We start from the raw sequence: 25,208 nt of genomic DNA on the forward strand, positions 1-25,208 counted from the left end.
TACGGTGGCGCGGTGACACTCCCGTCAGCCGTTGAGGGAAGTGAGCGCCGCGGACGGGTCGGAGAGCGCCTCCGGGTCCACCGGGGTGCCCGAGCGGATCAGCTGCTGGATCGGGTCGGTGACGTCCCACACGTTGACGTTCATCCCGGCGAGCACCCGGCGGTCCTTCAGCCAGAAGGCGATGAACTGCCGCTTTCCTACGTCTCCGCGCAGCACCACCTGGTCGTACGAACCGGGCGGCGCCCAGCCCGAGTACTCCAGGCCCAGGTCGTACTGGTCGGAGAAGAAGTACGGAATGCGGTCGTAGGAGACCTCCTGACCGAGCATGGCGCGCGCGGCGGCCGGGCCGCCGTTGAGGGCGTTCGCCCAGTGTTCGACGCGCAGCCGGGACTCGAGGACCGGATGGTCGGCGGCCGCGACGTCGCCAGCGGCGTAGATGTCGGCGTCGGAGGTGCGCAGGCTCGCGTCGACGGCAATGCCGCCGCCGTGCGCCCGGTCGGCCATGTCGAGACCGGCGGCTTCGGCGAGCGCCGTGCGCGGGGCGGCGCCGATCGCGGCGAGGACGGCGTGGGCGGGGTGCTCGTCGCCGTCGTCGGTACGGGCCGCGAGCACCATGCCGTCCTGACCCGTGATCTCGGTGAGGCGGGCGCCGAAGTGGAAGCGGACGCCGTGCTCGCGGTGGAGTTCGGTGAACATCTGCCCCAGCTCGGGGCCGAGGACATGGTGCAGCGGGGTGCCTGCCGGTTCGACGACGGTGACCTCGGCGCCGTAGCCGCGGGCGGCCGAGGCGACCTCCAGGCCGATCCAGCCGCCGCCCGCGATGACCAGCTGGCCGTTGTCGCGGCCGAGCGCGGCGAGTACGTTCCGCAGCCGGTCGGCGTGGGCGAGGCGGCGCAGATGGTGGACGCCGGCCAGCTCGGTGCCGGGGATGTCCAGGCGGCGCGGCTCGGCGCCGGTGGCCAGCAGCAGTTTGTCGTAGTGCAGAACGGTGCCGTCGCCGAGCCGGACGGACTTGGCCTCGCGGTCGACCGCGACAACGGTCTGGCCGAGGTGCAGTTCGATATCGGCCTGGGCGTACCAGCCGGGTTCGTGCACGAAGACGCTGTCGCGCTCCTCCTTGCCCGACAGATAGCCCTTGGAGAGCGGCGGGCGTTCATAGGGGTGGTCGCGTTCGTCACCGATGAGGATCACCCGTCCGGTGAACCCCTCGGCACGGAGGGTCTCGGCCGCCTTGGCTCCGGCAAGCCCACCGCCGACGATGACGAATGTCCGATGTGCGTCGACCACTTGATGCCTCCTCTTTGCTTCTACGCTGCGCAGCCTTCAGCGAGCGTCCCGCACGGAGCGTGATGGCGGAAGAGGGAGTGGCCGTGGGCGTGTCATCCCGGACGCGCCGCGGCGGCCCTCCCGGCTGCTCATTGGCGGGCTGTGAGGTCGGTGTGCAGGGTGCGCGCCGAGGCGTCCGTGAGGGATGCCAGCTGGTCGACGATCACCCGCTTGCGCGCCCGGTCGTCGGGCGCGGCGTCGAACAGGGCGCGGAACTGCGGGTCGAGGGTGTCGGGCGCGCGGGCCGTCATCGCCTCGGCCAGCTCGGCGAGCACAATGCGCTGGTCGGCGCGGAGCGCCTCCTGCTCGGCGCGCTGCATCACATAGCGGTCGGCGACGGCCTTGAGCACGGCGCATTCGTTGCGGGTCTCGCGCGGAACGACCAGTTCGGCCGCGTACCGGGTGAGCCGCCCCGATCCGTACGCCTGGCGGGTCGCGCCCTCGGCGGCCAGGCAGAACCGGCCGATGAGCTGGCTGGTGGCGTCCTTCAGCCGGGCCTGTGCGACGGCCGATCCGTCGTAGTGGTGTGGCCACCACTCCTGGTCGACGAGCCGGTCCAGGGCCTCGGCCAGCTCCTGCGGATCGGTGTCCTCAGGTACGTACCGGCCGATCGCCACCCGCCAGATGTCACTGCGCTCGGACTCGGCGAGGAGGAGGTTGGGGTCGATGTGGCCGGCGTGCAGACCGTCCTCGAAGTCGTGCACCGAGTACGCCACGTCGTCGGACCAGTCCATGACCTGGGCCTCGAAGCACTTGCGGTACGCCGGGGCTCCCTGGCGGGCCCATTCGAAAACCGGCAGGTCGTCCTCGTAGACGCCGAATTTCACCGAGTCGGGGTCGGTGGGGTGCCCGCCGCGCGGCCACGGGTATTTGGTGGCGGCGTCCAGGACGGCCCGGGTGAGGTTGAGGCCGACGCTGACCAGCTCGCCGGTCCCGTCGTGGACAAAGCGCTTGGGCTCGATACGGGTCAGCAGGCGCAGTGACTGGGCGTTGCCCTCGAAGCCGCCGCAGTCCTTGGCGAAGTCGTTGAGCGCCTGCTCGCCGTTGTGCCCGAAGGGCGGGTGGCCCATGTCATGGGCCAGGCAGGAGGCCTCGACGAGATCGGGGTCGCAGCCGAGGGCCGCGCCGAGCTCGCGTCCGACCTGCGCGCACTCCAGGGAGTGGGTGAGCCGGGTGCGGGGGCTCGCGTCCCAGGCCAGGTTGCGCGTGCCGGGGGTGACCACCTGCGTCTTGCCCGCGAGCCTGCGCAGCGCGGCGGAGTGCAGCACGCGCGCGCGGTCGCGCTGGAAGGCGGTGCGGCCGGGGCGCTTGTCCGGCTCGGGAGCCCAGCGCGCGGTGGCCGCATCGTCGTACGCGCCGTCGAAGGAGCCGGTGCCGGATGAGGTGGTGCTGGTGGTGCCTGCCATGCACCGAAGGTAACCGGAGCCGGTGGCAGGCGGGCGATGAGGTGGCTCACGCGGTGGCGAGTTCGCGCCGCTGACCGGCGTACGAGGCCGAGGCCGCGGTCGGGGTCGAAGCAGAGGTCGTCGTGGTCAGGGCGTCGTCGTAACGCTGGAGCACCAGCCGGGCGAGGGCCGGGTGGGCGCCCAGCGGGGCGGCAGCGATCCAGGGCGCGGCGGCGGCGCTGGCGGCGGCGAACTGGCCCGGGAAGGCGAAATAGGAAGCGACGGCGATGCGATGGCGGCCGCGGGCGGTGAGCGCGCGTACGGCCGCGGGCACGGTGGGCGAGACGGCGGATGCGTAGGCGGGGACGACGGGCACGCCACCGAGGCGCTCGCTGAGCAGGTCCGCCATCCGGCGGGCGTCGGTCGCCGAGTCGGGGTCGCGGGATCCGGCGGCGGCCAGGACGACTCCGGCGCTGCGGCTTGCGCCGTCCTCGGGTCGCCAGCCGGCCTCGGCCAGGCGGGAGCAGAGGGCCTCGACGAGGAGGGGGTGCGGGCCGAGCGGGGCGGCGATGCGGATGTCCGCGCCGACGACGGCCGCGGCGCACTGCGGCAGATCGTGCTTGACGTGGTGGCCGCGGCCGAGCAGCAGGGGCACGAGGACCGCCCGGACGCCCTGGGCACGCTGCTCGGCCTCGACGGCGGCGAGGGTGTCGGGCAGCAGCGGCTCGTTCAGTTCGATGTGGCCGAGACGGACGTCGAGTCCGGGGCGCAGGTCGCGGACCCCCTCCAGCAGCCGGGTGACCGTGTGCAGGGCGCCTGCATCGCGGCTGCCGTGGGCGACGGCGACGAGGGTGGGCCTTGTTGTCTGGGGCATGCGCCTGCGGCTTCCGTTGAGTGTGACGTGGCTGAGTTGAGTGCCCAGCTGGTCCGTGATGCGCGAGAGCAGCTGCGCGGTGCTGTCGAGAGGGCTGGCGTCGAGGGGGGCTCTCTCGAGCCGGGGCGGGTCGAGGGGCAGGGACTCACGAAGGTGTGCCGGCTCCGTCATGCACCGATCCTGACGGGCGCAGGTTGCGAGGTCGTTGCGTGAGGGTGACGGGTGTTTTCCACGGGCTCACCGGCTGCCCGGCGGCGTTGTCAGACCCGTCACCTACTGTGATCGACATCGGAACCGGAACGTCGGGGAGGCGGTCTTGCCATGGGCTGGATCGAGACGGAGAGCGGCGGATATGCCGTAACGCTGGACGGCACCAAGGTGCTGTGCAGAAACGCGGCGGGGCGCGCCTTGAAGCAGGTGCCGGCGAAGCTGCGGGACGACGCCGCGGTGGTGCGGCTGCGGCAGCTCGCCGAGTGGCTTGAACGGCACGCACGGGAGTGCCGGGAGCAGGTGGACACCTGGCTGGTGCGCTCACTGCCGGTGCCGGTGGCGCTGCTGGCGCGGGTGTGGCCGGACACGGCGTGGCAGACGGCCCTGCGCGATCTGGTGGTGGCACCGCTCGGTGCCGACGGGACGGCCGACATGGAGCGCGCCGGGTTTCTGCGTGACGCGGACCCCGAGAAGGGCGCGGGCATCGTCGACCTGGACGGCGACTCGGTGCGGCTGGAGTGCGAGACGGTGCTGATACCGCACCCGGTGCTCCTCGAAGACCTCGACGATCTGCGGGAGTTCGCCGTGGAGCTGGGGGTCGAGCAGGGCGTGGAGCAGCTGTTCCGCCAGGTGTGGCGGCGGCCGGAGGACGTGCGCGGCCACGACTGGCAGACATACGCCAACGGAAAGTTCGAGCAGCTGCGGCACGCGACCACGCGCGCGGTCCAGCTGGGCTACCGGGTGCGCGGCGGCCAGGCGGTGTGCCCGCTGGTGGAGGACCGCCGGTCGCTGGAGGCGGCGTACTGGGTGGGGGACGACTATCCGGACGGCGAGACGCTGACCGGGGCACTGGAGTGGCGGGACAGGGACGGCCGGCGGCTGCCGCTCGCCGAAGTGGGGCCGGTCTCCTGGTCGGAGGGTGAGCGGATGGCGGCGCTGGTGTACGCGGGCCGGGTGGTCGCGGACGACGAGGAGGGGCGGCTGTGAGCACCGCACGGAAGACGACAGGGGGATCGGTGGAGGACGGGCTGCTGGAGGCCGGGGCGGTGCTGCCGCTCGGCGCGGGAAGACGCCGGAAGAAGGGGCAGGGCGACGAGCTGACGGCGCGGGCGTACGGACATCCGGCGCTGGAGGGCCGCACGGTGGTGCGGCTGGTGCCCGAGGCGATCGCGCCCGCCGAGGACCTTGCCCTGGAGTATCTGGGGTTCACCGGCGCCGGGTCGGCGCCGGTGGGCCGGGTGAAGCGGCAGTCGCTGGGCTTTCCCGCCTGGGCCCTGGTCCACGACCCGGACAACGGCCATCATGCGCTCGCCGTGGTCAAGGAGATGGAGCGCCTGGCGCGGCTGGTGACGACCAAGCCGGGACTCGCCAAGGAGGGCTTCGACGAAATCGGCGAGCGGCTGGACCGTTCCGTGCCGCACTTCCTGCCGACCTTCTACGAGCAGGCGGCGCGGCTCTTCCTGGCCGCCGAGTCGCGGCAGCACGCATCGGTGTTCTTCGGCAAGGCGCGGGCAGCCGAGCAGCGGCATGCGCTGGCGGTCGACGAGGAGCGGCTGCGGGAGGTCTTCCTGGAGTTCGCCGGGGCAGGCGCGCTGAGCGGCAAAGCCCTGCGGGAGTACGCGAAGGGGCTGGCCGCGCGGCTGTCGGCGCCGACGGCGTACGCGGAGTTCAGAGCCGTGTCCGCGGAGCGGTGCGCGGCCGGACTCACCCCGTACGCGGGCATGGTCGAGGATCTGCGGCGGCTCGCCAAGGCAGCGGGTCTCGACGCGGCGGCCGAGGAGCGCGCGCTGATCGCGGAGATCATCCACACCGGCGCGATGAACCGCGCGGCAGGGAGCTTCTGGAAGTCGGCGCTGCCCGCGCTCGCGGCTGTCGCGGCCGAGGACATCGCCGTACGGGAGCGGCTGCTGGCGCTGCTGCCGGTGACGAGCGGCGACAGCCCTGAGCAGTTCGACGAGGAATGGCTCGCGCTGCTGGACCGGTGCGGTGCGATCGGGCTGTTGCTCGACGGGACGGTTCCGGCGGCCGAGTGGCTGTCGTCGTGGGCCCGGCACCGCCAGCGTGGCTGGCGCGGCATGAAGCGGCTCCCGGCCGACCTGACGCTGCTGGAACGGCTGGCGGACCGGCTGATCGCGGACGGCACACCGCTGAAGCTGCTGCGCGGCGGCGGCTGGCGCACCACCGTCGACCTCGATCTCCTCGACCTCGCCCTGGCACTCGGCGTTCCGGTCGAGTCGCCGTCGGACGGCATGGAGAACCTGGAGCTGGCGCCCTGGCTGTCCGACGAGCGCGAGGGGCGCAGGGATCTCGCGGCGCTGGCCGGCGACGCCCGGTTCGCGCCACTGCTGCGCGGCGGAATCGAGCGGTTGGCAGGCACCCATGAGGCCTCCACCCAGCTGCAGCGGATCGCGGAGCACCCGGCGCTGCGCACGGCACTCGCGGGCTGGCTGACCGACCGGGCCGACGATCTGTCGCAGCCGCTCGGACTGCCGGGTCTCGACCGGCTGCTCGGCCGGCTGAGCCACTTCTCCGCGCCGTCCGTGCTGGCGACCGCTCCCGAGGCGGTGGAACGGATCACTGCCGTTGACCCCGCCGGGGCGCTGGCGCGCACCCTGCGCGCCGGCATCCTCGACGAGCTCGGCTGGCCCGCGCTGGAAGAGGCCGTCCCTGAGCTCGGCAAGGTCGACCCCATGGCCTCCGGCCAGCGGTACGGCCGGGGCGTCGACGAGTGGTACCGCCTGTCGGACGCCTGGCCCGCGCTTGTCGTACGGGTCGGCATGCAGGCCGCCGCGGTGGGGCCGGACGCCGTGCTCGACCGGCAGACGCTCTCCCTGCCGGTGTCTTCGTCGCACTACTGGGACGTGCCCACGGTCCGTTACGTCGGCGGCCAGTGGCTGGTGGCCAACGGCCACGGCGACAGCCGTCGGGCCCGCTGGTCGGGCAGGGCGGCCGAGGTGTTCAAGCCCGCCGGCGAGCTGAACGACCACTGGATCTCGTACCAGACTCCCTCGCTGCAACTGCCCGACGGCAGCCGCACGTTCGGCGGGCGGCCGATCCACGCCGGCGACACCTCGTTCGCGGCGGAGCGGCGGCCGGTCGCATCGGACGGCATCTCGGTGTGGGTGCTGCACGAGGGCACGTGGTGGGAGTACGACCCGGAGTCGGCCCGCAGGGGCCGGATCTCGGTGCCCGCCTTCTTCGACTCGGCGCTGGCCGAGGGCACGGGCACACTGCTGGAGCACTCGTGCCGGCTGCTGCCCGTACAACCAGGCATGGAGTCCTCGCCGTTCGGCAGCAAGGACGGGCTGCTCGGCTGGTGGGTGCGGTACGACCCGCAGGCCCGGACGCTCACCGCCTGCTCGGTGGACGGCAGCCGCAGCCCGGCCGTCGAAATCCCGGCGGGCAGCAGGATCGAGCATGTCACGCACGGCATTCCGTTGCCGCCGCTGCGGCTGCCGGGCGGAGCCGTCCTGCATCCGCGCGAGGAGCGCGGCCATGACGCAAAGATCGAGCTGTACGACACGGACGGCATCTGCCTGGCCACGCTCCAGGAGGGCGACCACGGCAGGGCGCATGCCGCGGGGACCCCGCTGGTGCCGCCGATCAGCTACTGGCACGCGCTGCGGCCGCGAGACGAGCGGGGTTCGGCCGCGCTGCGGCAGGTGACGGAGGCAGCGGCCGGGGCGCTGCTCGCGGCCGTCGCACAGGGCGCGAAGCCGGACGCCGCCGTACGGCAGGTGCTGCCGGAGATCACTCACCCGGGGCTGCTCGGGGGCGTGGCCGGTCTTGTGGAGGAGGCCGCGCGGCACGGCAAGCGCATCGGCGTCCTCGCGGAGCGTGCGACGAAGGGGCAGCGGGACCCGGACGAGGCGCGGGAGCCGGCCGTGCAGCATGCGCACGACGGCAGGCTGCGCGATGTGCTCGCCGGTTTCATGGGCTCCAAGCACTTCTACGCGGCGCACGGCTGGGAGCGCAGCACCACCACGGCCGTCGATCAACTCCGGCAGCTGCGAGGGGTGCTGGCGCCCGGTGCCAATGACGCCAAGGTGGCGTTGACCGGCACCAGCGTCGGCTGGCTGACCCTTCCCGGCGCCGGTATGGCGGCGATCGCCGTGCGCGCGGCGGCGCCGGCGACCGAGGACGCGGACCGGGCGGCGCTGCTGGAATTCCTCGATGCGGCGCTGGAGGTGCGGGCGGACGGCGACGCGGTCCTCGTCGACCCGCGCGGGCGGCTGCGGCTCGTCCAGCTGAAGGCGGCGCGGTCCTCGCCCGGCGATCAACTGCTGGGCACGGTAAGGCACTCGGGGTCGCGGCGGCTGCTGATCGTCGCCTGCCAGCGCGTCGAGGACGAGCACGCGTTCTGGAACGGCATCGAGTACGACCCGGCCGGGTCATTCGGCGCCTGGGACGGCTTCGCGCTCGTCGAGTCGGAGGTGCTGGGCACGGCCGACGATCCGGTGCGGGCGGACGCGGTGCGCCGGCTGGTGGACGGCGTGCGGGAGCGGGGGCCGCTGCCGTACCGGCCGGAGCAGGCGCTGGAGTTCGCCGAGCGGGTCGGGGTCGGCGCGGTGACGGGTGCGCTGCTGTCTCTCGGCGTGCCCGGAGTCACCGATTACGGCAGGGACGGCCTGCTGGCGGCCGAGTATCTCGCGCCGCTGGGTGCCAAGAGGGCCGAGGCGCAGACGGGACGGGCGGTCCTGAGCGCGATGGCTCCTGCCGAACGGCAGGTGTTCACCGGCCTGTTGCTGCCGGTCGAGCCCGCGCGGGTGGACGAGCTGTGGACGAAGGGATTCGACCTGGAGCCGCTCACCGGGGCCTGGCTGGCGGCACGCGGCAAGCGGCGCACCGCGCCCGCCTGGCTGATCACCCGCGTGGTCGCGGAGATCGGACCGGGCACAATCCTCGACTCGGTACTCAACCCGGAGACGCAGAGCCAGCTCACCGGCCGCACGGAACAGCACTCCGACGGCGGCGCGATGGTTCCGGCGGAGCCGCAGAAGATGTTCACCGGCTCCATGATGAGCTCGTACGTCACCGTGCTGCGCTGGCTGGCCTACCGGCTGCCGTACCGCGATCCGCTGCGCGAGATCCTGCCGGTCACGCTGGGGATGGTGCGCGAACGGCTGGCCGATCCCGGGCTGCTGCTCGATCTCGGTGTCGACTGGGACGTCGACGGGAACGCGACCTCGGCGCGGCTGCGGGAGGCGTTCGGGCAGCCGCTGCGGGACGAGGGGTCGAAGGAAGGGGTGGTCGAGCTCTCGGACGCGCTGGTGCTCGCGCCGATGCGGTACCGGGCGGAGTGGGACTCGGTGTGGGTGCGGCCCGCGGCTCTGCTGGGCGAGGGCGGGGGGCCCGACCATCCCGCGCTCAAGCTGCTGGCGGGGATCGCGCGGGAGACGCCCGGGCTGACGTCGTTGCGTGCGGTGCTGAGCGATGAGTTCACGGCGCTGGTGACGGCCGACGGACCGGCCGGGGCTCCGCAGTATCCGCCGCACAGCGCCCCGGAGTTGGTGGGGCAGGCGGCTGAGCGGTACGGGCTGTCCAAGGACGCGGCCGCGCTGTATCTGATGCTGCTCGCGCTGCCCGATCCGACCGACCGGAACCAGGCGGAGTGGACCGGCTGGAAGCCCGCCCGGCTGAAGGCGGCACGGGCTGAACTGGCCGCCACCGACCTGGTGGTGGAGGCCAAGCGGGCGCGGGCGGGGCGTTCGCTGTTCCTGCCCGGCGGCTGGCTGGAGCAGAAGACACCACGGCTGCCCGGGGAGAGCTGGAAGACGGCGCTCGTGCCGTGGGATCTGTACGGCTTCGTGGTGCCCGACCGTCCGGTGGCGCAGCTGTTCGCGGCGGCGTGGCAGCGGGTCGTGGACGGCGACGCGCCGGGGTTCGAGGAGTTCAAGGGCCGTAGCGGCAGGGGAGGTTCGCGATGAGCGAGAACACCGTGAGGGTGGGGCGGGCACGGCAGGTGGAGCTGCCCGAGGACCGGTACCGCGAGGAGCTGACCTTCCTCGCCGCGTACGACGACGGGCCGAGGCCGCCCGGGTGGCGGATGACACCGCGCGCGGCCGTGCTCTTCGTCTGCGGTTCGGACGGCGAGGCGCTGCGGTCGGCCGACGGTCAACAGCTCGTCGTCTCACGGAAGTTCGTGGGCGACCGCGCCCTGGTCGAGCGGTGCGTGGTGACACTGGCGGGCGAGCGCGGGCTGCTGCTCGTCGGCGAGCCCGGCACGGCCAAGTCGATGCTGTCCGAGCTGCTGGCCGCCGCGGTGTGCGGCACCAGCACACTCACCGTGCAGGGCACCGCGGGCACCACCGAGGACCAGCTGCGGTACGGCTGGAACTACGCGATGCTGCTGGCCAAGGGTCCGAGCCGGGAGGCCCTGGTGCCCTCGCCGGTCCTCACCGCGATGACGCGCGGCGCGGTCGCCCGGGTCGAGGAGGTCACCCGCTGTCTGCCCGAGGTGCAGGACGCGCTGGTCTCACTGCTCTCCGAACGCCGAATGTCCGTGCCCGAACTGGCCGGCGGCGACGGAGCGGACGGGACCGTGCACGCCGTGCCGGGCTTCACGCTCATCGCCACGGCCAACCTCCGCGACAAGGGCGTCTCCGAGATGTCCGCGGCGCTGAAGAGACGGTTCAACTTCGAGGAGGTCGGCCCGATCGGCGACCTCGACGCCGAGACGGCGCTGGTGCGCGGGCAGGCCACGGCGGCGCTGGCACGTTCCGGCGCGGCCTTCGGGGTGGACGAGGCGGTGCTCGAGGCGCTGGTGACGGCGTTCCGGGACCTGCGGACCGGGCGAAGCGCCGAGGGCTGGGAGGTGGAGCGTCCTTCGACGGTCATGTCGACGGCGGAGGCAGTGCAGGTGGCCACCTCGATGGGGCTCGGCGCGGCGTATCTGAGCGACGGGCGTGATGTCGTACGCACCTTGCCCGGGCATCTGCTGGGCACGGTCCGCAAGGACGATCCGTCCGACCACGCACGGCTGTTGGGGTACTGGGACGGGCCGGTGCGGCGACGGGCGGAGGGCGGGGCGCCGCTGTGGCGCACCCTGTGGGAGCTGCGCGATGAGCTCGCCTGAGCCGGATCCCGCCGGTGCGCTGGCTTCACTCGCGGGGTGCCGCGAGCCGTATCTGATCGGGGTGCGGCACCACTCCCCCGCGCTGGCGGCGGCCGTTCCCGCGCTGCTGGACGAAGCGGCGCCTCAGGTGCTGTTCGTCGAGTTGCCGGAGGAGTTCGCGCCGTGGCTGGAGCACCTCGCCGACCCGGCGACGGTGCCGCCGGTCGCTCTGGCGGGCAGCGGGGCCGGGCTGGTGTTCCTGCCCTTCGCGGAGTTCTCGCCCGAGTTGGCGGCGATCCGCTGGGCGCGGGAGGCGGGCGTGGAGGTGGTGCCGTTCGATCTGCCACTGGGTGCGCGCTCGCAGGCGGAGGCCGCTCCGGTGGACCCCGGTCCGGGTGCGGGGTCGATCGCGGCCGTGCTGCGGGCCAGGGCCGGGGGGCGGCCCGGTGACGATCTGTGGGACCGGCTGGTGGAGGCGACCGCTCCGGGTTCGGGCGCGGAGGCGCTGCGGCGTGCCGCGCTGATGGTCGGCTGGGCGCTGCGTCGGGACGCGGGCGCGGTGGACCCGTACGACCTGCGGCGCGAGGCGAACATGCGGCGGTGTCTCGCGGAGCACGCGGGGCGGCGGGCGGCGGCGGTCGTCGGGGCGTTCCACGCGCCCGCGCTGACACCCGCGTTGACGGCCGCGCTCAAGGCTGACGGCGGCTTGCCCGAGCCGCCGCCGGCGGACCTCGCCGAGGTGGTGACTTCCCTGGTGCCGTACTCGTACGCGCTGCTCGACGAGCGGTCCGGCTATCCCGCCGGGATCCGCGACCCGGAATGGCAGCGCGGTGTCTTCCACGCGGCGGGCGATCCGGCGCGGCTGGACGAGCTGCTGACCTCAACCGCCGTACGGATCTGCGCGACCGTACGGGACGCCGGTCACCCCAGCGGGCCGGCCGACGCCCGTGAAGTGGTGCGTGTCGCCAGAGACCTGGCGTCGCTGCGCGGCCTTCCCGCCGCCGGGCGGGGCGAGCTGGCGGAGGCGGCGCAGACCGTGCTCACCCAGGGACGTCTGCTGGGGCGGGGCCGGGTCGTGGCCGCCGCGATGGAGCAGGTGCTGGTCGGCAGCCGGCAGGGCAGGCTGGCGCCGGGCACGCCGCGTTCGGGGCTCGGGCCCGCGGTGGAGACGCTGCTCGGCGAGTTGAAGCTGCCCGGTCCTGACGCGCCCGGGCAGCGCGATCTGCGCCTGGACATGCTCCGCTCCGACCTCGACCGGCGCCGCGAGATCGCTCTGCGGCGGCTCGCGGTCTGCCGCGTTCCCTACGGGGAGGAGTCCGCTGTCGCCGGTACCGGCGACGCGGCGGCGCTCACCACGCGGTGGGCCGTGGCCTGGTCCCCGTCGACGGCCGCGATGCTCGATGTGGCGAGCGTGCATGGGGTCACGCTGGAGCAGTCCGCGGCCGGGATGCTGCGGCAGCGGCGCGCCGACGAGCGGCGGCAGGGCGGGCCGACTGCCGCTCAGGCGCTCGACGGTCTTGCGGAGGCCGCGCGGTGCGCCCTTCCCGGCCTCGCCGCGCAGCGGCTGACCGAGACGACCGAGCTGCTCCCGGCCACCGGCAGCCTGCCCGAACTGCTCGCCGGAATGGCCCTGTTGGACCGGATCAGGTCCGGGCATGTGCCGGGGCTCGACGCCACGTGGGAGCGGGGCACGGTCGACGCGGCGTACGAGGAGCTGGCCGCGGCAGGGGTGCGCGCGCTCGACGGCCTTGCGGGCTCCACCGAACCGGACGACGCCCGCGCCCTGGTCGCGCTCGCCGGGCGCGCCGCCGAGGTGGGCGGGGGCCTGCGCCTCGCCGACGCGCTGGCCCGGCTGGAGGTGGAGGCGACGCCGCTGATGCGGGGCGCTGCGGGCGCGGCGCGGGTGCTGCTTGGGCAGCGGGACCCGGGCGAGTTCGGCGCCCGTCTGGCCTCGCGGGCGGACGGCGCGACGTCGCCGGAACTGCGCGCGGGACTGAGCGAGTTCCTGCGCGGCGCCCTGCTGGCGGCGGGCCCGCTGCTGGAGACGGGCCGCGCGCTGGACCCACTGCTGGAACGGGTGGAGTCGCTGCCGGACCGGGCGTTCCTGGACCGGCTCCCCGCGCTGCGCGCGGGCTTCGACACACTGGCTCCGGCGGCCAGATCCCGCCTCCTGTCGGTGGTGGAGGACCGCACGGGCACGGCGGCGGGCACGCTCTCGGGCCCGGTGACCGACCCGGCGGCGCTGGCGCTCCTTGCCTCTGCGGACCTGGCGGGGCGGGAAGCGCTGGCAGTACGGGGGCTCCCCATGGATCCCGGTGCGGCGGACGGCCCGGGCCCTGAGCGGCCGAACCGCACGGGCGTACCCGCGTCCACGTCCCCATCCACGCCCACATGCATACCCACGTCCACATCCACATCCACACCCAAGTCCGGCGCGAGGACAGGGGCCGACGGGCTCACTCCCGGTGAGCGGTGGCGGCTTCTCCTGGGGCGGGGACGGGAGTTGACCGGGCCCGGAGCCCGTATTGCCGCCGCGCTCGACGAGTTGTACGGAAGCGGCCGGGGCGAGGGCTCCCGGGGTGAGGACGGGCGTGACGGCTTCGGTTCCGGAGGCGGGAGCGAGGCCCCGTATCCCGATGTGCGCGCCTGGTCGGACGAGCTCGCCGCGCTCTTCGGTCCGGGGGTGCGCGAGGAAGTGCTCGCCGCGGCCGCCGACACGGGGCGGCTCGACGCCGCGCTGGAGCTGGACCCCGCCGCCGCCCGCCCCTCCGTCGAGCTGCTGCGCACCGTCCTCTCCTACGCGGGCGGTCTGCCGGAGCAGCAACTCGCCCGCCTCAGGCCCCTGGTGGCGCGGCTGGTACGGGAGTTGACCGAGGCGCTCGCCAACCGGCTGCGTCCCGCCCTCACCGGGCTCACCCATCCGCGCCCCACCCGTCGCCCCGGCGGCCCGCTGGACCTCCCCCGTACCCTGCGGGCGAATCTGGCGACGGCCCGCCGGGACGCGGTCACCGGCGCGGTGACGGTCCTCCCGGAACGGCCCGTGTTCCGTACCCGGGCCCGCAGATCGACGGACTGGCGGCTGGTGCTCGTCGTCGATGTCTCGGGCTCGATGGAGGCCTCGACGATCTGGTCCGCGCTCACCGCGTCCGTGCTGGCCGGAGTCCCCGCCCTGAGCACGCACTTCGTCGCCTTCTCCACCGAGGTGCTCGACCTCACCGACCATGTGGACGATCCGCTGAGCCTGTTGCTGGAGGTCCGGGTCGGCGGCGGCACAAGCATCGCCCGCGGACTGCGGCACGCCCGCGAACTGGTGACCGTACCGTCCCGCACGCTGGTCGTCCTGGTCAGCGACTTCGAGGAGGGCGGCCCCATCGGCCCGCTCCTTTCGGAGGTACGGACGCTGATTGACGCCGGCTGCCACGTCCTGGGCTGCGCCTCGCTGGACGACAAGGGCCTGCCGCGCTACTCGGCGGGTGTGGCGGGCCGGTTGGTGGCGGCGGGCATGCCGGTCGCGGCACTCAGCCCTCTGGAGCTGGCCCGTTGGGTCGGCGAACGCGTAGGAGGTACGCACCGGTGACGACGAATCCTTCCCCGGGACTGCCCCCGGTGGCGACCGAAGTGGCGGCCGGGGCACTCGACCTGCTCCCGGCGAGGCTGCGCAAGCGCGTGTCCGGCGCGTTGGTGAAGGCGGCGGGGTGGCCGGTGGAGGCCACGCCCGATGGCGTACGCGTCAGGGTGGACGACGACACGGCGGTGACGCTGAAGGTCACGGACGGGATCGTGGCGCATGCGGCCGACGCGGCGTGCGACTGCCTGCTGGCCCCGGCGTGCCTGCACCGCGCGGCGGTGCTGTCCCTGACACCGCTCGCGGAAGCTGCGCCGCTCACGGAGGGCGCGCTGCCCGGGCAGGAGGCGACGGCCACGATGGACGCGGCTGCCTCGGCAGAGGCGCCGCCCGCACGGGACACAGGACCGACGGTGCACGCCGCGGCCGAGGGCACAGGCGCGGGCACGGCTGGTGGCACAGCCCAGGGCGCGGGCACGGGCGCGGGCACAGCCGAGGGCGCGGGCACCGGCACACGCCGCGAGCCCGGCACCCGGGCCGCCGTCGCCGAGGCGCCCGCGGCTGCCGCACGCGTCACCCTCGCTCAGACGACCGCCCTCCGCGCCCTTCGATCCGCCGCAACATCCGTGCTGGTGGCCGGAGTTACCGGTGGCGGTGCCGTACAGCGTGCCGAGTTGCTCCATGCCGCCCACTCAGCGCGCCTCGCCGGGCTGCATCTGCCGTCCTCCGCAGCGGTCCGCATCGCGCGCCGGCTGGGCGAGGCACGTTCCGATGATCCGGCGTTCCGGCTGTCCGTGCTGTCCGCCGAGCTGGCCGGGCTGCTCGATCTCGTACGGCGGCCGGACGACGCCGTCACGCCCGCCCGGCGCTCCTACGAACCGGCCAAGCCCCTGCGCCTGTACGGCCTGTTCACGGAGCCGGTCGTCACTGCTTCCGGCTATGCGGGGGCGACCACCTACGGCGTTGCGCCCGACGGCACCCTCCGCACCGTGTCGGACGTCGCGCCCGGCGGGCCCGAGCGCGCTGCTCAGGCGGCGGGTTCGCCGGTGCCCGGCGGGTGTGCGCTGCCGCTGCGCGAGTGGGGCGACGGCGGCGGGGTGATCCTCACCAACCCGACGGTGTCCCCGGACGGCCGGATCGGCGGGGGCTCGCGCGTCCGTTCCGTACGGGCGAGCGGCGCCCAGTGGCACGAGCCGCCGCTCGACGCACTCTGGCAGCGGTCGCCCGCGGCTCAGCTCGCGGCCGCCCTCGACCGGCTGGACCAGCCCGCCGACACCCGCCCCGCGGGCGGCGACCTGCTCTTTCTGACCGGGACGATCAGCGACGGCGGCTTCGCTGTCACCGATGGCCCGGCCCTGCGCCTGCTCGCCCCGGACGAGCGGCCCGAGCTGCCGTACGCGGAGAATCTGCGGCTGCTAGCCGCGCGCCCCGGGCTCGTCCTGCGGCTGATCGCCCGGGCCGTTCCCGACCGCCCGGGCGGCGTCCACGCCCTCGCCGCCGCCTGGACCGGGCACGACGGCGAGACGGTCCGCGCGGACCTGGGCCTGCGTCGGCTGAACCGTTCCCACATACCGGCCCAGGCCGCCGCCATCCCGGCACAGCGCTCCGCCACACCGGCACAGGGCACACCGGCCCAGGCCGCTGCACCGGCCGCCGGCGCCCGGCCGCTTTCCTCCGCGCCGCCCGCCCTCCCCGTGGAGCTGGACCTGCTGCGCCGCGCCGTGGACCGTACCGTCGCCGGCGGCCGCGCCGTCACCGCCGCATCGGCCGACGGCGAACTCCCGCGCAGACTGCGCGCGGTGGGCCTGACCACGGGCGCGGCGTGCGCGCGCTCTCTGGCCGAGACGGCCGCGGACCGCCGCCATGACGCGCTCGGTCGGCTGCTGCCCGCCGACCCGGACGCGTTCGCTGAGGCCTGGCTGGCGACGGCGGTCTACTCATCGGCGGCGGCCAGATCCCTGCTGCTGGCCGCCTGGTCGGCGCCGGGACCGAACCGATCAGCCGCTCCACTCGTCTGACCAGGTGTGAAGCGACCAAGACTCACGTTGCGCCTGCCGCAGCCGCGCCTGCCGAAGTGGCCCCGCACCCGGCGCGCCCAGCGGCGCCTCGCCCAGACGGTGATGCTCGCGTGCGTATTCGCGCTCGCGCCGGCGACCTGGATGCACGCCGTCGCCGACAGCCGGGTCCGCACCGTTGCCGAGGTGCCGGCACGGGATGTCGCCGTCGTTTTCGGGGCGGGTCTGTGGAAGGGCCGCCCCACGCCCTACCTCGCGCACCGGCTGGACGCGGCGGCCGAGCTCTACCGGGCCGGCAAGGTCAGGGTCGTGCTGGTCACCGGGGACAACAGTCGCGTGGAGTACGACGAGCCGGATGCCATGCGCACGTACCTCACCGCCCGCGGTGTGCCGGACAAGCAGATCGTCAGCGACTACGCGGGGTTCGACACCTGGGACTCCTGCGTACGCGTCAAGAAGATCTTCGGGGTCGACCGCGCGGTCCTGGTGACCCAGGACTTCCACATCCGGCGGGCCGTCGCGCTCTGTCAGGCGGCCGGCGTCGAGTCGTACGGCGTCGGGGTCGCCGAGCCTCACGACGCGACCTGGTACTACGGCGGGACGCGCGAGGTGTTCGCGGCGGGCAAGGCGGCACTGGACGCCGCCTTCACCCCGGATCCGCGGTTCCTGGGGGCGAAGGAGCCCGGCGTGCAGGAAGCGCTGGCCGCGGCGGCAAGGTGACCCGAAGGTGACACGCGTCGGCGGCTCGCGGCCAGGGACTCGCTTCCCGATCCGCCGCGCGCGACAGTGAGCTGTATGGAAAAAGACGTAGCAACCCTGCTCAGTCTCCACGCCGAATCGCTGGCGCTCTTCACCGACCGCGTGCACTCCGTGCGGGCCGATCAGTGGGACGACCCGACGCCCTGCACCGAGTGGTCCGTACGCGATCTCGTCAACCATCTCACCGCGGAACAGCTGTGGGTGCCCGACCTGGTGACCGACGGGTTGAGCACGGAAGAAGTGGGCGACGCGTACGAGGGCGATGTGCTCGGCGACAACCCGCGGGCCGCCTGGGACGCCGCCGCGCGCGCCGCCCGCAGGGCCTTCGCGGCGCCCGGCGCCCTGGAGCAGACCGTGCGGCTCTCGTACGGGGAGACCCCGGCCGTCGCGTACTGCGCACAGATGATCACTGACGCGGTCGTGCACGGCTGGGACCTGTCCCGGGCGATCGGCGCGCCCGAGCGGCTGCCGGACACGCTGGTCGGCTTTGCGCTCGAGGAGGTCACGCCGTACGCGGCGGAGCTGTCGAAGTCCGGGCTGTTCGCGGCGCCCATCGAGCCGCCGCCGGCGGACAGCCACCAGGCGAGGCTGCTGGCCCTGCTCGGCCGCCGCGCCTGACGCGGCCTCACGGGGATGCGGCCTCACGGGACGGCGGGGCGCGGGTGGAGATGGGCGTACCCGGACCGTAATCCGGCGCGCCCGTACGCGTAACACGGACGTTTCAATCTGGCTGTATGCCCGACCTCGCACCCGCCACCCCCGCCACTGCCGCCGCCCCGACGGCCACCCCGACCCACTGTCCCTACTGCGCCCTGCAGTGCGGCATGAGCCTGCGCGGGGGCCCCGAGGCGGTCGAGGTCGTGGAGCGTCCGGACTTCCCCGTGAACCGGGGCGCGCTGTGCGGCAAGGGCCGTACCGCGCCCGCCCTGCTCTCCTCCCGGGTGCGCCTGACCGAGCCCCTGGTCCGTCGCCACGCCACAGGCAGGCTCGAGCCGGCCACCTGGGAGGAGGCCCTGGAAAGGATCGCGGCCGGGCTGCGGCGTACGAGGACCGGGTACGGTCCCGACGCCGTCGGCGTCTTCGGGGGCGGGGGGCTCACCAATGAGAAGGCGTACGCGCTCGGGAAGTTCGCGCGGGTCGTGCTCGGCACCTCGCAGATCGACTACAACGGGCGTTTTTGCATGTCGTCGGCGGCGGCCGCGCATCAGCGGGCGTTCGGTCTGGACCGCGGGCTGCCGTTCCCGCTGGAGGACATTCCGCGCTCCGGGTGCGTGATCCTCGTCGGGTCGAACCTCGCCGAGACGATGCCGCCCGCGCTGCGCTATCTGACCGAGCTGCGGGAAAACGGCGGCAAGCTGATCGTCGTCGACCCGCGGCGGACCCGGACCGCGGAACAGGCCGACCTGCATCTGGCGCCCCGGCCGGGGACGGACCTGGCGCTCGCGCTGGGACTGCTGCATGTGGTGGTGGCCGAGGGGCGTACGGACAAGGCGTTCATCCAGGACCGCACGAGCGGCTGGGAGGAGGCCAGGGCGGCGGTGATGGCGCACTGGCCGGAGCTGGTCGAACGCCTCACGGGCGTGGGCGTGCCCCAACTGCGCGAGGCGGTACGGCTGTTCTGCGACGCGGACTCGGGGATGGTGCTCACGGCGCGCGGGCCCGAGCAGCAGTCCAAGGGCACGGACACGGTGAGCGCGTGGATCAACCTGTGCCTGGCGACGGGGCGGGCGGGACGGCCGCTGTCCGGCTACGGCTGCCTGACCGGCCAGGGCAACGGCCAGGGCGGCCGCGAACACGGCCAGAAGGCGGACCAGTTGCCGGGCTACCGCAAGCTGGACGACCCGGCTGCGCGGGCGCATGTCGCCCGGGTGTGGGGCGTGGAGCCCGAGACACTGCCGGGCCCGGGCCGCAGCGCATACGAACTGCTCGACGCGCTGGGCGGCGACGTCCGGTCCCTGCTGCTGATGGGCTCGAACCCGGTGGTCTCGGCGCCGCACGCCGGGCATGTGGAGGAGCGGCTGCGTTCGCTGGACTTCCTGGCGGTGGCGGACGTGGTCCTCTCGGAGACGGCGGCGCTGGCGGACGTGGTGTTGCCGGTGACCCAGTGGGCGGAGGAGACAGGTACGACGACCAACCTGGAGGGCCGGGTCCTGCTGCGCCGGCGTGCGGTGTCGCCGCCGCCGGGAGTACGGAGCGACCTGGAGGTCCTGGGCGGGCTTGCGAACCTGCTGGGCCACGAGAAGGGTTTCCCGTCGGACCCGGAGGAGGTCTTCGACGAACTCCGCCGGGCGTCGGCGGGTGGCCCGGCGGACTACTCGGGCATCACGTACGGGAGGATCGCGGCGGAGAACGGGGTGTTCTGGCCCTGCCCGGAGACCACCGCCGAGCCCGATGGCCCCGGCGCGGAGCCGGTCGCCTTGGGCCACGAGGGACCCCGGCTCGCCGAACCGGCGACGACGGGCGGCGTTCAGTCACCCGCAGCCCTGCCGGGCGTCGCCGCCGAGCCCGACGGCCCCGCAGATCGCGCGCACCACCCCGGGACGCCCCGGCTCTTTCTCGAGCGGTTTGCCACACCCGACGGGCGTGCCCGGTTCATCGCCGTCGCTCATCGGGCCGCCGCCGAGGAGACCGACGAGGCCTATCCCGTGCTGCTCACCACCGGGCGGGTCGTCTCGCAGTATCAGTCCGGGGCGCAGACCCGGCGTGTCGACGAGCTCAATGCCGCCGCGCCCGGGCCGTTCGTCGAATTGCATCCGATGCTCGCCGAGCGGCTCGGGGCCGTCGAAGGTGAACCCCTCGCCGTCGTGTCGCGGCGCGGCCGGGCCGTCGGGCCCGCGCGGATCACTGCCGGTATCCGGCCGGACACCGTGTTCATGCCGTTCCACTGGCCGGGCGAGGGCCGGGTCAACTCGGTGACGAATCCCGCGCTCGACCCGACCTCGCGGATGCCCGAGTTCAAGCTGTGCGCGGTCCGCGTGGAGCGCGTGGAGCAGCAGCCCTAGCCCGGCCGAGCGCAGAGCACCCAGCGCACAGCGCCCGCGCTCAGCCGCGCCAGTCGCCGCCGTGGATCCGCGCGCCCTTCGCCCGCAGCTCCTGGGCCACGACCGGCGCGGCGACGTACACCCACGCCCGTATCGCCGTGCCGTCCGGGCGGTGGACTTCGCGCGCCACCCGTTCGTACAGATTGCGCGGGTGCCCCGGTGCGACGTACTCCTCCAGCCGGTCGAGTACGGCCAGCAGCTCCCCGTACTCCCCCGGCGCCGCCGTCACCACCTCGCCCACGACCGCGCCGCCGCCGGGTTCGAGAAGGGCGTACGGATAGCCCGGCCCGTCGTACAGCACCGCGTCCTCGAGCACCGCGGGCTCCTCCTTCGCCGTTCGGCCGTGCAGGAACAGGTCGTGGTTGCACTCGCCGGGGCGCAGCGTGCCGTAGACGAAGAACGGCAGCGCATCCCGATGCCCGGACCCGCTCACGGCGCGACGGTCTCCGCGCCGATCCACGCCAGATAGGCCCCGCTGCCTGCCACCACCGGCGTCGCGATGATCTCCGGGGTGTCGTAGTTGTGCGCCGCGATCAGCTGCGCTTCGAGCGCCGGATAGCACGCCTCGGTTGTCTTGAAGAGAACCTGCCACTCCTCCGTCGTCTCGATCGCGTTCTTCCAGCGGTAGACGGAGGTGACGGGCGCGGAGATCTGCGCGCACGCGGCCAGCCTCGCCTCCACGGCCCCGCGCGCGAGCTGCTGCGCCGTGTCGGCGCTGTCGGTCGTGGTGGACACGGTCAGTACGGTCAGCGCCTCGGCCACTGACAGGCTCCTTGTCGTCGTCGGGTCCCGGGACGGGACCCGAGTCCAGCACCGGTCGGTCGTTCCTTGCGCACGAGAGCAGCGCGGAGGACTACCGTGACGACCATGATGGAACGGCCGACGTCAATAGACGCACAGCCTTCCGGAACCCCTGAGCCGACGTGCCGTCACCCATTCGGCGCGCCGGGGTCCCCAAAGGTCGCCTGATTCCCCATCACCCGCGATGACCTGCGACGACGCCTCACGTCCAGCGCGACACTCCGCGCCATGCCGGGAAATCTGATTGCCCATCAGCAGGCGTGAGTCATGGGCTGCGCTTTACCAAGGAGGGGAGGACGACGCCCGTCGCACTCCGCGCTTCCCCGGAGGAACACCATGCGCACCACCGCCCGCCTGCTCACCGGCACCGCGCTGGCGCTCGCCACCATAGGGATCGGTGCCCACGGGGTGTACGCGGCGGACATCGACTCACTGGAGATCTTTCCGGCGACCGCCACGCCGGGCACCGTCATCATCGTGAACATCAACATCACGATCTGCGGCACGGGCGGCCATGGCGTCGGTGACGCGCGTGCGCTCGGCGTCGACGAGTTCCAGCTGTCACCGGGGAGCCACAAGGAGGCCCTGGGCGGCCAGTTCAGGGTTCCCGATCACGCCCAGGCGGGGACCTACGCCATCGGGGTGAAGTGCAGCAACGGCCGGCATGCCACCGGCGACCTGGTCGTGCGGCACCACAGCCAGCAGCCCAGCGGCCATGTGAACACCGGCGTCGGCGGCAGCGTCGGTCCCGACACCACCAAGATCGCGGCGGGTGTGGCCGTACTGGCCACAGCCGCCGTCGGCGGGACGCTGCTCCTGCGCCGTCGGGCGAGCGGCGCGCAGGACAGCTGACGGGCCGGTTGCCACCGTCCCCTCGTACCGCCGTGTCCCCGCTCCCGTCAGGTCTTCGCGACCTGACGGGAGCGGGCGAGATTCCGGAGGACCGATGAGCGGCAGGGGCAAGGGCTGGGGCATAGCCGTCGCCGTCTGCGCCGGCCTGTGGCTGGTGCACAGCGGCTCCGAGAATGTCACCCCGCCCGTGCCGTCCGCCGCCGAGGCGTTCGCGGCCGGCCCCAGGATCCACACCGACGCGGCCGCCGACCCGTTGCCGCCGTCCGCGCCCGTACGGCTGCGCATCCCCGAGATCAGGGTCGACGCCCCGGTCGCACGACTGGGCCTGCGCGAGGACGGCAGCCTGCAGGTGCCGCCGGCCGGCGACCGCAACCTCGTGGGCTGGTACCGCGACGGCACTGCCCCGGGGGCGAAGGGCACGGCGATCGTCGTCGGACACGTCGACAACGCGAAGGGTCCTTCGGTCTTCTACAGCCTGGGCGCGCTGAAGAAGGGGCACCGGATCGAGGTGACCCGCAAGGACGGCCGCACCGCGGTGTTCACCATCGACGCCATCGAGGTGTACGAGGCCGACGACTTCCCGGACGAAAAGGTGTACGGGTCCAGGGACCGGGCCGAGCTGCGGGTGATCACCTGCGGGGGCGGATTCACAAAGAAGACCGGCTACCGCGGCAATGTGGTGGCGTACGGGCATCTCATCGGGGTACGGCAGGCATAGTGCACGCAGTCGTACTCGCTGTGCGCGGCTCGTGATTCAAGCGGTACCGGCCCAAGAGCGGTCAGCGTCCTCCGGCCAAGCGGCCCGCGCCGGCGTGACTACGCCGTCCACTGGTCGAAGGCGAGCTTCGCGACCAGTGAGAACACGACGACGAGCAGCACCCCGCGGACGAACTCGCTGCCCTTCCTGAGCGCCGTCCGCGCGCCGAACATCCCGCCCGCCAGGTTGAACAACGCCATCAGACCGGCCAGTTGCCACATCACCGTGCCCTGATAGGCGAACATCGCCAGCGCCCCGCCGTTGGTGCAGACATTGACGATCTTGGCGGTGGCGGACGCGGTCACCAGGTCGAGGTGGAGTACGGCGGTGAGCGCGAGCACCAGGAAGGTGCCGGTGCCGGGCCCGAACAGCCCGTCGTAGAAGCCGATCCCGCCGCCCACGAGCACGATCGCGACCACCGTCCTGGCCCGGCCGACACTGCGCCGGTCGGCGTCCGTCGCGGTGCCGAAGGCCGGGCGCAGCATCACAAAGGCCGCGACGCCGAGCAGCACCACCATGATCACGGGCCGCAGTACGTCACTGCTGATCCCGGCCGCGAAGAACGCGCCGCCCATCGAGCCCACGAGCGCGGCGAGCCCGATCCGTACCGCCGTCTTCACCTGCACCGGCGCCTTGCGCACATAGGTGATCGCCGCGCCCGAGGTGCCGACGATGGCGACGGCCTTGTTCGTGCCGAGGATCTGCGCGGCCTGCACATGCGGCAGGCCGAGCAGCATGGCGGGCAGGAGCAGCAGCCCGCCGCCACCCACCACCGCGTCGATCCAGCCCGCCGCCGCGGCGGCGAGGCAGAGGAAGACGAGCGTGGTCAGCGATATGTCGGGCATGCTCGCGACCCTACGAACGTGATGGGTGTGGCGTCCATCAATCCCGGAAGAGTTGAGCGACGTCTGAGGTCGGGGCGGCGGGCCCCGACACAAGGGGCGGCCTGGTTCCGATGACGACGGTGGCGTACAGCTCGTCGGACGTGGCCACGTGCGGGAGCAGTCCGCCGCGGGCGACGGTCTCGACAGCCCGCGGCGCCTGGCGCTCGCTCGTCTCGAAGAGCAGGCAGCCGCCCGGAGCCAGCCACCGCGAGGCCTCGGCGGTCACCCGGCGCAGCACGTCGAGCCCGTCCGCACCGCCGTCGAGCGCCACCAGCGCCTCGTGCACGCGCGCCTCCGCGGGCAGCAGTTCGATCTCCTCGGTCGGCACGTACGGGACGTTGGCCAGGAGGACGTCGACACGGCCGCGCAGGCCGGGGGGCAACGGATCGTAGAGATCGCCCTCGTACACCCGCCCACCGGCGGCGGCGACATTGCGCCGGGCACAGCACACCGCTGCGGGATCGATGTCGGAGGCATGCAGCTCTCCGCCGTCGAGCCCGGCCACCAGTGCCGCGCCCAACGCGCCCGAGCCGCAGCACAGATCGACCACGACGGCTCCCGGCCCGGCGAGGGCGGCGGCCTGTCCGACAAGGAACTCGGTTCGGCGGCGGGGTACGAAGACGCCGGGGTCCACGGCCACCCGCAGACCGCAGAACTCGGCCCAGCCGAGGACGTGTTCGAGGGGCAGCCCGGCGATGCGCCGGTCCACCATGGCCGCGAGGTCGTCCGGGGACCGTGCCGTGGAGATGAGCAACTGCGCCTCGTCCTCGGCGAAAACACAGCCGGCGGCGCGCAGCCTGGTGACGATGGCGGACTGAGAAAGGGATGAGGGAGAAGGAGAAACTGACACGAGAGCCTTTCGGGACACCGAAGGGCGCTCTCCCGGTCAGCCGGCTCAGCGAGCCGCGCAGCCGTGAGATGAGAGCACCCGGCCTGCTACAGCGGTAATGGGTCTCACCTCCTGGAACGTGTGCTGCTGGAGACAGCAACATTACCCGACAGTTCGGACGGCGAACACAGAAGGGCCCTCGGCTCAGGACCTCGCGTCCAGGTACCGCAGTACCGCCAGGACGCGGCGGTGGCCCGGCTCCCCCGGCACGAGGCCGAGCTTGGCGAAGATGTTCGCGATGTGCTTCTCCACCGCCCGGTCCGAAACCACGAAGCTCTCGGCGATCGACTGGTTCGTACGGCCCTCGGCCATCAGGCCGAGCACCTCACGCTCCCTCGGGGTCAGCGCGTCGAGCGCCGAGGCCCTGCGGGTGGCGCCGAAGAGCCGGGCGACCACCTCGGGGTCCAGCGCGGTGCCGCCCGATGCGACCCGTTCCAGTGCCGCCACGAACTCGCCGATGTCCACGACCCGTTCCTTCAGCAGATAGCCCACTCCCGCGCCGCCGTCGCCGAGCAGCTGGGTCGCGTACCGCGTCTCCACGTACTGAGAGAAGATCAGCACTCCGACGCCGGGCCAGGAGGAGCGGATCTCGACGGCCGCGCGCAGGCCCTCGTCCGTGTGGCCCGGGGGCAGCCGGATGTCGATCACGGCCGCGTCCGGCCTGTGTTCGGCGACCGCTGCGAGCAGGGATGCCGCGTCGCCGACCGCCGCAGCCACCTCCACGCCGCGCAGGGCGAGGAGCTGGACCAGGCCGTCGCGCAGCAGCGCGGAGTCCTCGGCGATGACCACGCGCATG

The 25,208-nt window shown here is 73.4% G+C and carries 18 protein-coding genes; 10 read left to right on the top strand and 8 right to left on the bottom strand.

What is annotated here, in order from left to right; genetic code table 11:
* Positions 1–24: 24 nt before the first annotated feature.
* The 3 genes from ACI2LP_RS05675 to ACI2LP_RS05685 form a co-directional block, all read right to left on the bottom strand.
* On the bottom strand, positions 25–1,287 hold the full coding sequence (locus ACI2LP_RS05675) for an NAD(P)/FAD-dependent oxidoreductase (RefSeq protein WP_404723279.1): 1,263 nt from the start codon (positions 1,285–1,287) through the stop codon (positions 25–27).
* 128 nt (positions 1,288–1,415) lie between these two features.
* Positions 1,416–2,732, bottom strand: coding sequence for a deoxyguanosinetriphosphate triphosphohydrolase (locus ACI2LP_RS05680; protein WP_404723280.1), 1,317 nt, complete (start codon positions 2,730–2,732; stop codon positions 1,416–1,418).
* Between the two features lie 46 nt (positions 2,733–2,778).
* Complete coding sequence (locus ACI2LP_RS05685; RefSeq protein ID WP_404723281.1) at positions 2,779–3,756, bottom strand: sirohydrochlorin chelatase; 978 nt, start codon at positions 3,754–3,756, stop codon at positions 2,779–2,781.
* Positions 3,757–3,906: 150 nt separating this feature from the next.
* Here ACI2LP_RS05685 and ACI2LP_RS05690 point away from each other — a divergent pair, with 150 nt between their 5' ends.
* The 8 genes from ACI2LP_RS05690 to ACI2LP_RS05725 all read left to right on the top strand — a co-directional run bounded on the left by ACI2LP_RS05690 (position 3,907) and on the right by ACI2LP_RS05725 (position 20,190).
* On the top strand, positions 3,907–4,782 hold the full coding sequence (locus ACI2LP_RS05690) for a DUF4132 domain-containing protein (protein WP_404723282.1): 876 nt from the start codon (positions 3,907–3,909) through the stop codon (positions 4,780–4,782).
* Positions 4,779–9,722, top strand: coding sequence for a hypothetical protein (locus ACI2LP_RS05695; RefSeq protein WP_404723283.1), 4,944 nt, complete (start codon positions 4,779–4,781; stop codon positions 9,720–9,722). Before ACI2LP_RS05690 ends, ACI2LP_RS05695 begins: the two co-directional genes overlap by 4 nt.
* Positions 9,719–10,870 (top strand): AAA family ATPase, encoded by a 1,152-nt coding sequence (locus ACI2LP_RS05700; protein ID WP_404723284.1) that lies wholly within the window; start codon positions 9,719–9,721, stop codon positions 10,868–10,870. The genes ACI2LP_RS05695 and ACI2LP_RS05700 overlap by 4 nt, the downstream gene beginning before the upstream one ends.
* Positions 10,857–14,426, top strand: coding sequence for a DUF5682 family protein (locus tag ACI2LP_RS05705; RefSeq protein ID WP_404723285.1), 3,570 nt, complete (start codon positions 10,857–10,859; stop codon positions 14,424–14,426). The genes ACI2LP_RS05700 and ACI2LP_RS05705 overlap by 14 nt, the downstream gene beginning before the upstream one ends.
* On the top strand, positions 14,423–16,432 hold the full coding sequence (locus ACI2LP_RS05710) for a hypothetical protein (RefSeq protein WP_404723286.1): 2,010 nt from the start codon (positions 14,423–14,425) through the stop codon (positions 16,430–16,432). Before ACI2LP_RS05705 ends, ACI2LP_RS05710 begins: the two co-directional genes overlap by 4 nt.
* Positions 16,433–16,534: 102 nt before the next feature.
* Positions 16,535–17,149 (top strand): vancomycin high temperature exclusion protein, encoded by a 615-nt coding sequence (locus tag ACI2LP_RS05715; RefSeq protein ID WP_404723738.1) that lies wholly within the window; start codon positions 16,535–16,537, stop codon positions 17,147–17,149.
* Positions 17,150–17,224: 75 nt separating this feature from the next.
* Positions 17,225–17,806 carry a TIGR03086 family metal-binding protein gene (locus ACI2LP_RS05720; RefSeq protein ID WP_404723287.1) on the top strand — a complete coding sequence of 194 codons (582 nt, stop codon included), beginning with the start codon at positions 17,225–17,227 and terminating at the stop codon, positions 17,804–17,806.
* 116 nt (positions 17,807–17,922) lie between these two features.
* Positions 17,923–20,190, top strand: a complete 2,268-nt coding sequence (locus ACI2LP_RS05725) for a molybdopterin oxidoreductase family protein (RefSeq protein ID WP_404723288.1) — start codon at positions 17,923–17,925, stop codon at positions 20,188–20,190.
* 40 nt (positions 20,191–20,230) lie between these two features.
* Here ACI2LP_RS05725 and ACI2LP_RS05730 read toward each other — a convergent pair whose 3' ends face one another.
* On the bottom strand, positions 20,231–20,662 hold the full coding sequence (locus ACI2LP_RS05730) for a gamma-glutamylcyclotransferase family protein (RefSeq protein WP_404723289.1): 432 nt from the start codon (positions 20,660–20,662) through the stop codon (positions 20,231–20,233).
* Positions 20,659–20,991 (bottom strand): divalent-cation tolerance protein CutA, encoded by a 333-nt coding sequence (gene cutA / locus ACI2LP_RS05735; protein WP_404723290.1) that lies wholly within the window; start codon positions 20,989–20,991, stop codon positions 20,659–20,661. Before cutA ends, ACI2LP_RS05730 begins: the two co-directional genes overlap by 4 nt.
* 375 nt (positions 20,992–21,366) lie before the next feature.
* On the opposite strand from cutA, the gene ACI2LP_RS05740 reads away from it, so the two are divergent.
* Together ACI2LP_RS05740 and ACI2LP_RS05745 are read left to right on the top strand one after the other, a co-directional pair.
* The gene (locus ACI2LP_RS05740; RefSeq protein ID WP_404723291.1) at positions 21,367–21,882 is read left to right on the top strand and encodes a hypothetical protein; all 516 of its coding nucleotides are present in this window, start codon (positions 21,367–21,369) and stop codon (positions 21,880–21,882) included.
* A gap of 94 nt (positions 21,883–21,976) precedes the next feature.
* The gene (locus tag ACI2LP_RS05745; protein ID WP_404723292.1) at positions 21,977–22,600 is read left to right on the top strand and encodes a class F sortase; all 624 of its coding nucleotides are present in this window, start codon (positions 21,977–21,979) and stop codon (positions 22,598–22,600) included.
* 98 nt (positions 22,601–22,698) lie between these two features.
* Here ACI2LP_RS05745 and ACI2LP_RS05750 read toward each other — a convergent pair whose 3' ends face one another.
* From ACI2LP_RS05750 to ACI2LP_RS05760, 3 genes are all read right to left on the bottom strand, one after another.
* Positions 22,699–23,484: a sulfite exporter TauE/SafE family protein gene (locus tag ACI2LP_RS05750; RefSeq protein WP_404723293.1), complete on the bottom strand. Its 786-nt coding sequence runs from the start codon at positions 23,482–23,484 to the stop codon at positions 22,699–22,701.
* A gap of 37 nt (positions 23,485–23,521) precedes the next feature.
* Positions 23,522–24,373: a putative protein N(5)-glutamine methyltransferase gene (locus ACI2LP_RS05755; protein WP_404723294.1), complete on the bottom strand. Its 852-nt coding sequence runs from the start codon at positions 24,371–24,373 to the stop codon at positions 23,522–23,524.
* A 183-nt stretch (positions 24,374–24,556) separates the two neighbouring features.
* Positions 24,557–25,207 carry a LuxR C-terminal-related transcriptional regulator gene (locus ACI2LP_RS05760; RefSeq protein ID WP_404723295.1) on the bottom strand — a complete coding sequence of 217 codons (651 nt, stop codon included), beginning with the start codon at positions 25,205–25,207 and terminating at the stop codon, positions 24,557–24,559.
* Position 25,208 lies beyond the last annotated feature (1 nt).

The sequence above is a fragment of the Streptomyces sp. NPDC019890 genome (assembly GCF_044903445.1).
Lineage (GTDB): Bacteria > Actinomycetota > Actinomycetes > Streptomycetales > Streptomycetaceae > Streptomyces.

Bases quoted from the DNA above. Each gene is read 5' to 3' on its own strand.
- ACI2LP_RS05680 (WP_404723280.1), bottom strand. From the start codon at position 2,732: ATGGCAGGCACCACCAGCACCACCTCATCCGGCACCGGCTCCTTCGAC.
- ACI2LP_RS05685 (WP_404723281.1), bottom strand. From the start codon at position 3,756: ATGACGGAGCCGGCACACCTTCGTGAGTCCCTGCCCCTCGACCCGCCC.
- ACI2LP_RS05690 (WP_404723282.1), top strand. From the start codon at position 3,907: ATGGGCTGGATCGAGACGGAGAGCGGCGGATATGCCGTAACGCTGGAC.
- ACI2LP_RS05700 (WP_404723284.1), top strand. From the start codon at position 9,719: ATGAGCGAGAACACCGTGAGGGTGGGGCGGGCACGGCAGGTGGAGCTG.
- ACI2LP_RS05705 (WP_404723285.1), top strand. From the start codon at position 10,857: ATGAGCTCGCCTGAGCCGGATCCCGCCGGTGCGCTGGCTTCACTCGCG.
- ACI2LP_RS05715 (WP_404723738.1), top strand. From the start codon at position 16,535: ATGCTCGCGTGCGTATTCGCGCTCGCGCCGGCGACCTGGATGCACGCC.
- ACI2LP_RS05720 (WP_404723287.1), top strand. From the start codon at position 17,225: ATGGAAAAAGACGTAGCAACCCTGCTCAGTCTCCACGCCGAATCGCTG.
- ACI2LP_RS05725 (WP_404723288.1), top strand. From the start codon at position 17,923: ATGCCCGACCTCGCACCCGCCACCCCCGCCACTGCCGCCGCCCCGACG.
- ACI2LP_RS05740 (WP_404723291.1), top strand. From the start codon at position 21,367: ATGCGCACCACCGCCCGCCTGCTCACCGGCACCGCGCTGGCGCTCGCC.
- ACI2LP_RS05745 (WP_404723292.1), top strand. From the start codon at position 21,977: ATGAGCGGCAGGGGCAAGGGCTGGGGCATAGCCGTCGCCGTCTGCGCC.
- ACI2LP_RS05750 (WP_404723293.1), bottom strand. From the start codon at position 23,484: ATGCCCGACATATCGCTGACCACGCTCGTCTTCCTCTGCCTCGCCGCC.
- ACI2LP_RS05760 (WP_404723295.1), bottom strand. From the start codon at position 25,207: ATGCGCGTGGTCATCGCCGAGGACTCCGCGCTGCTGCGCGACGGCCTG.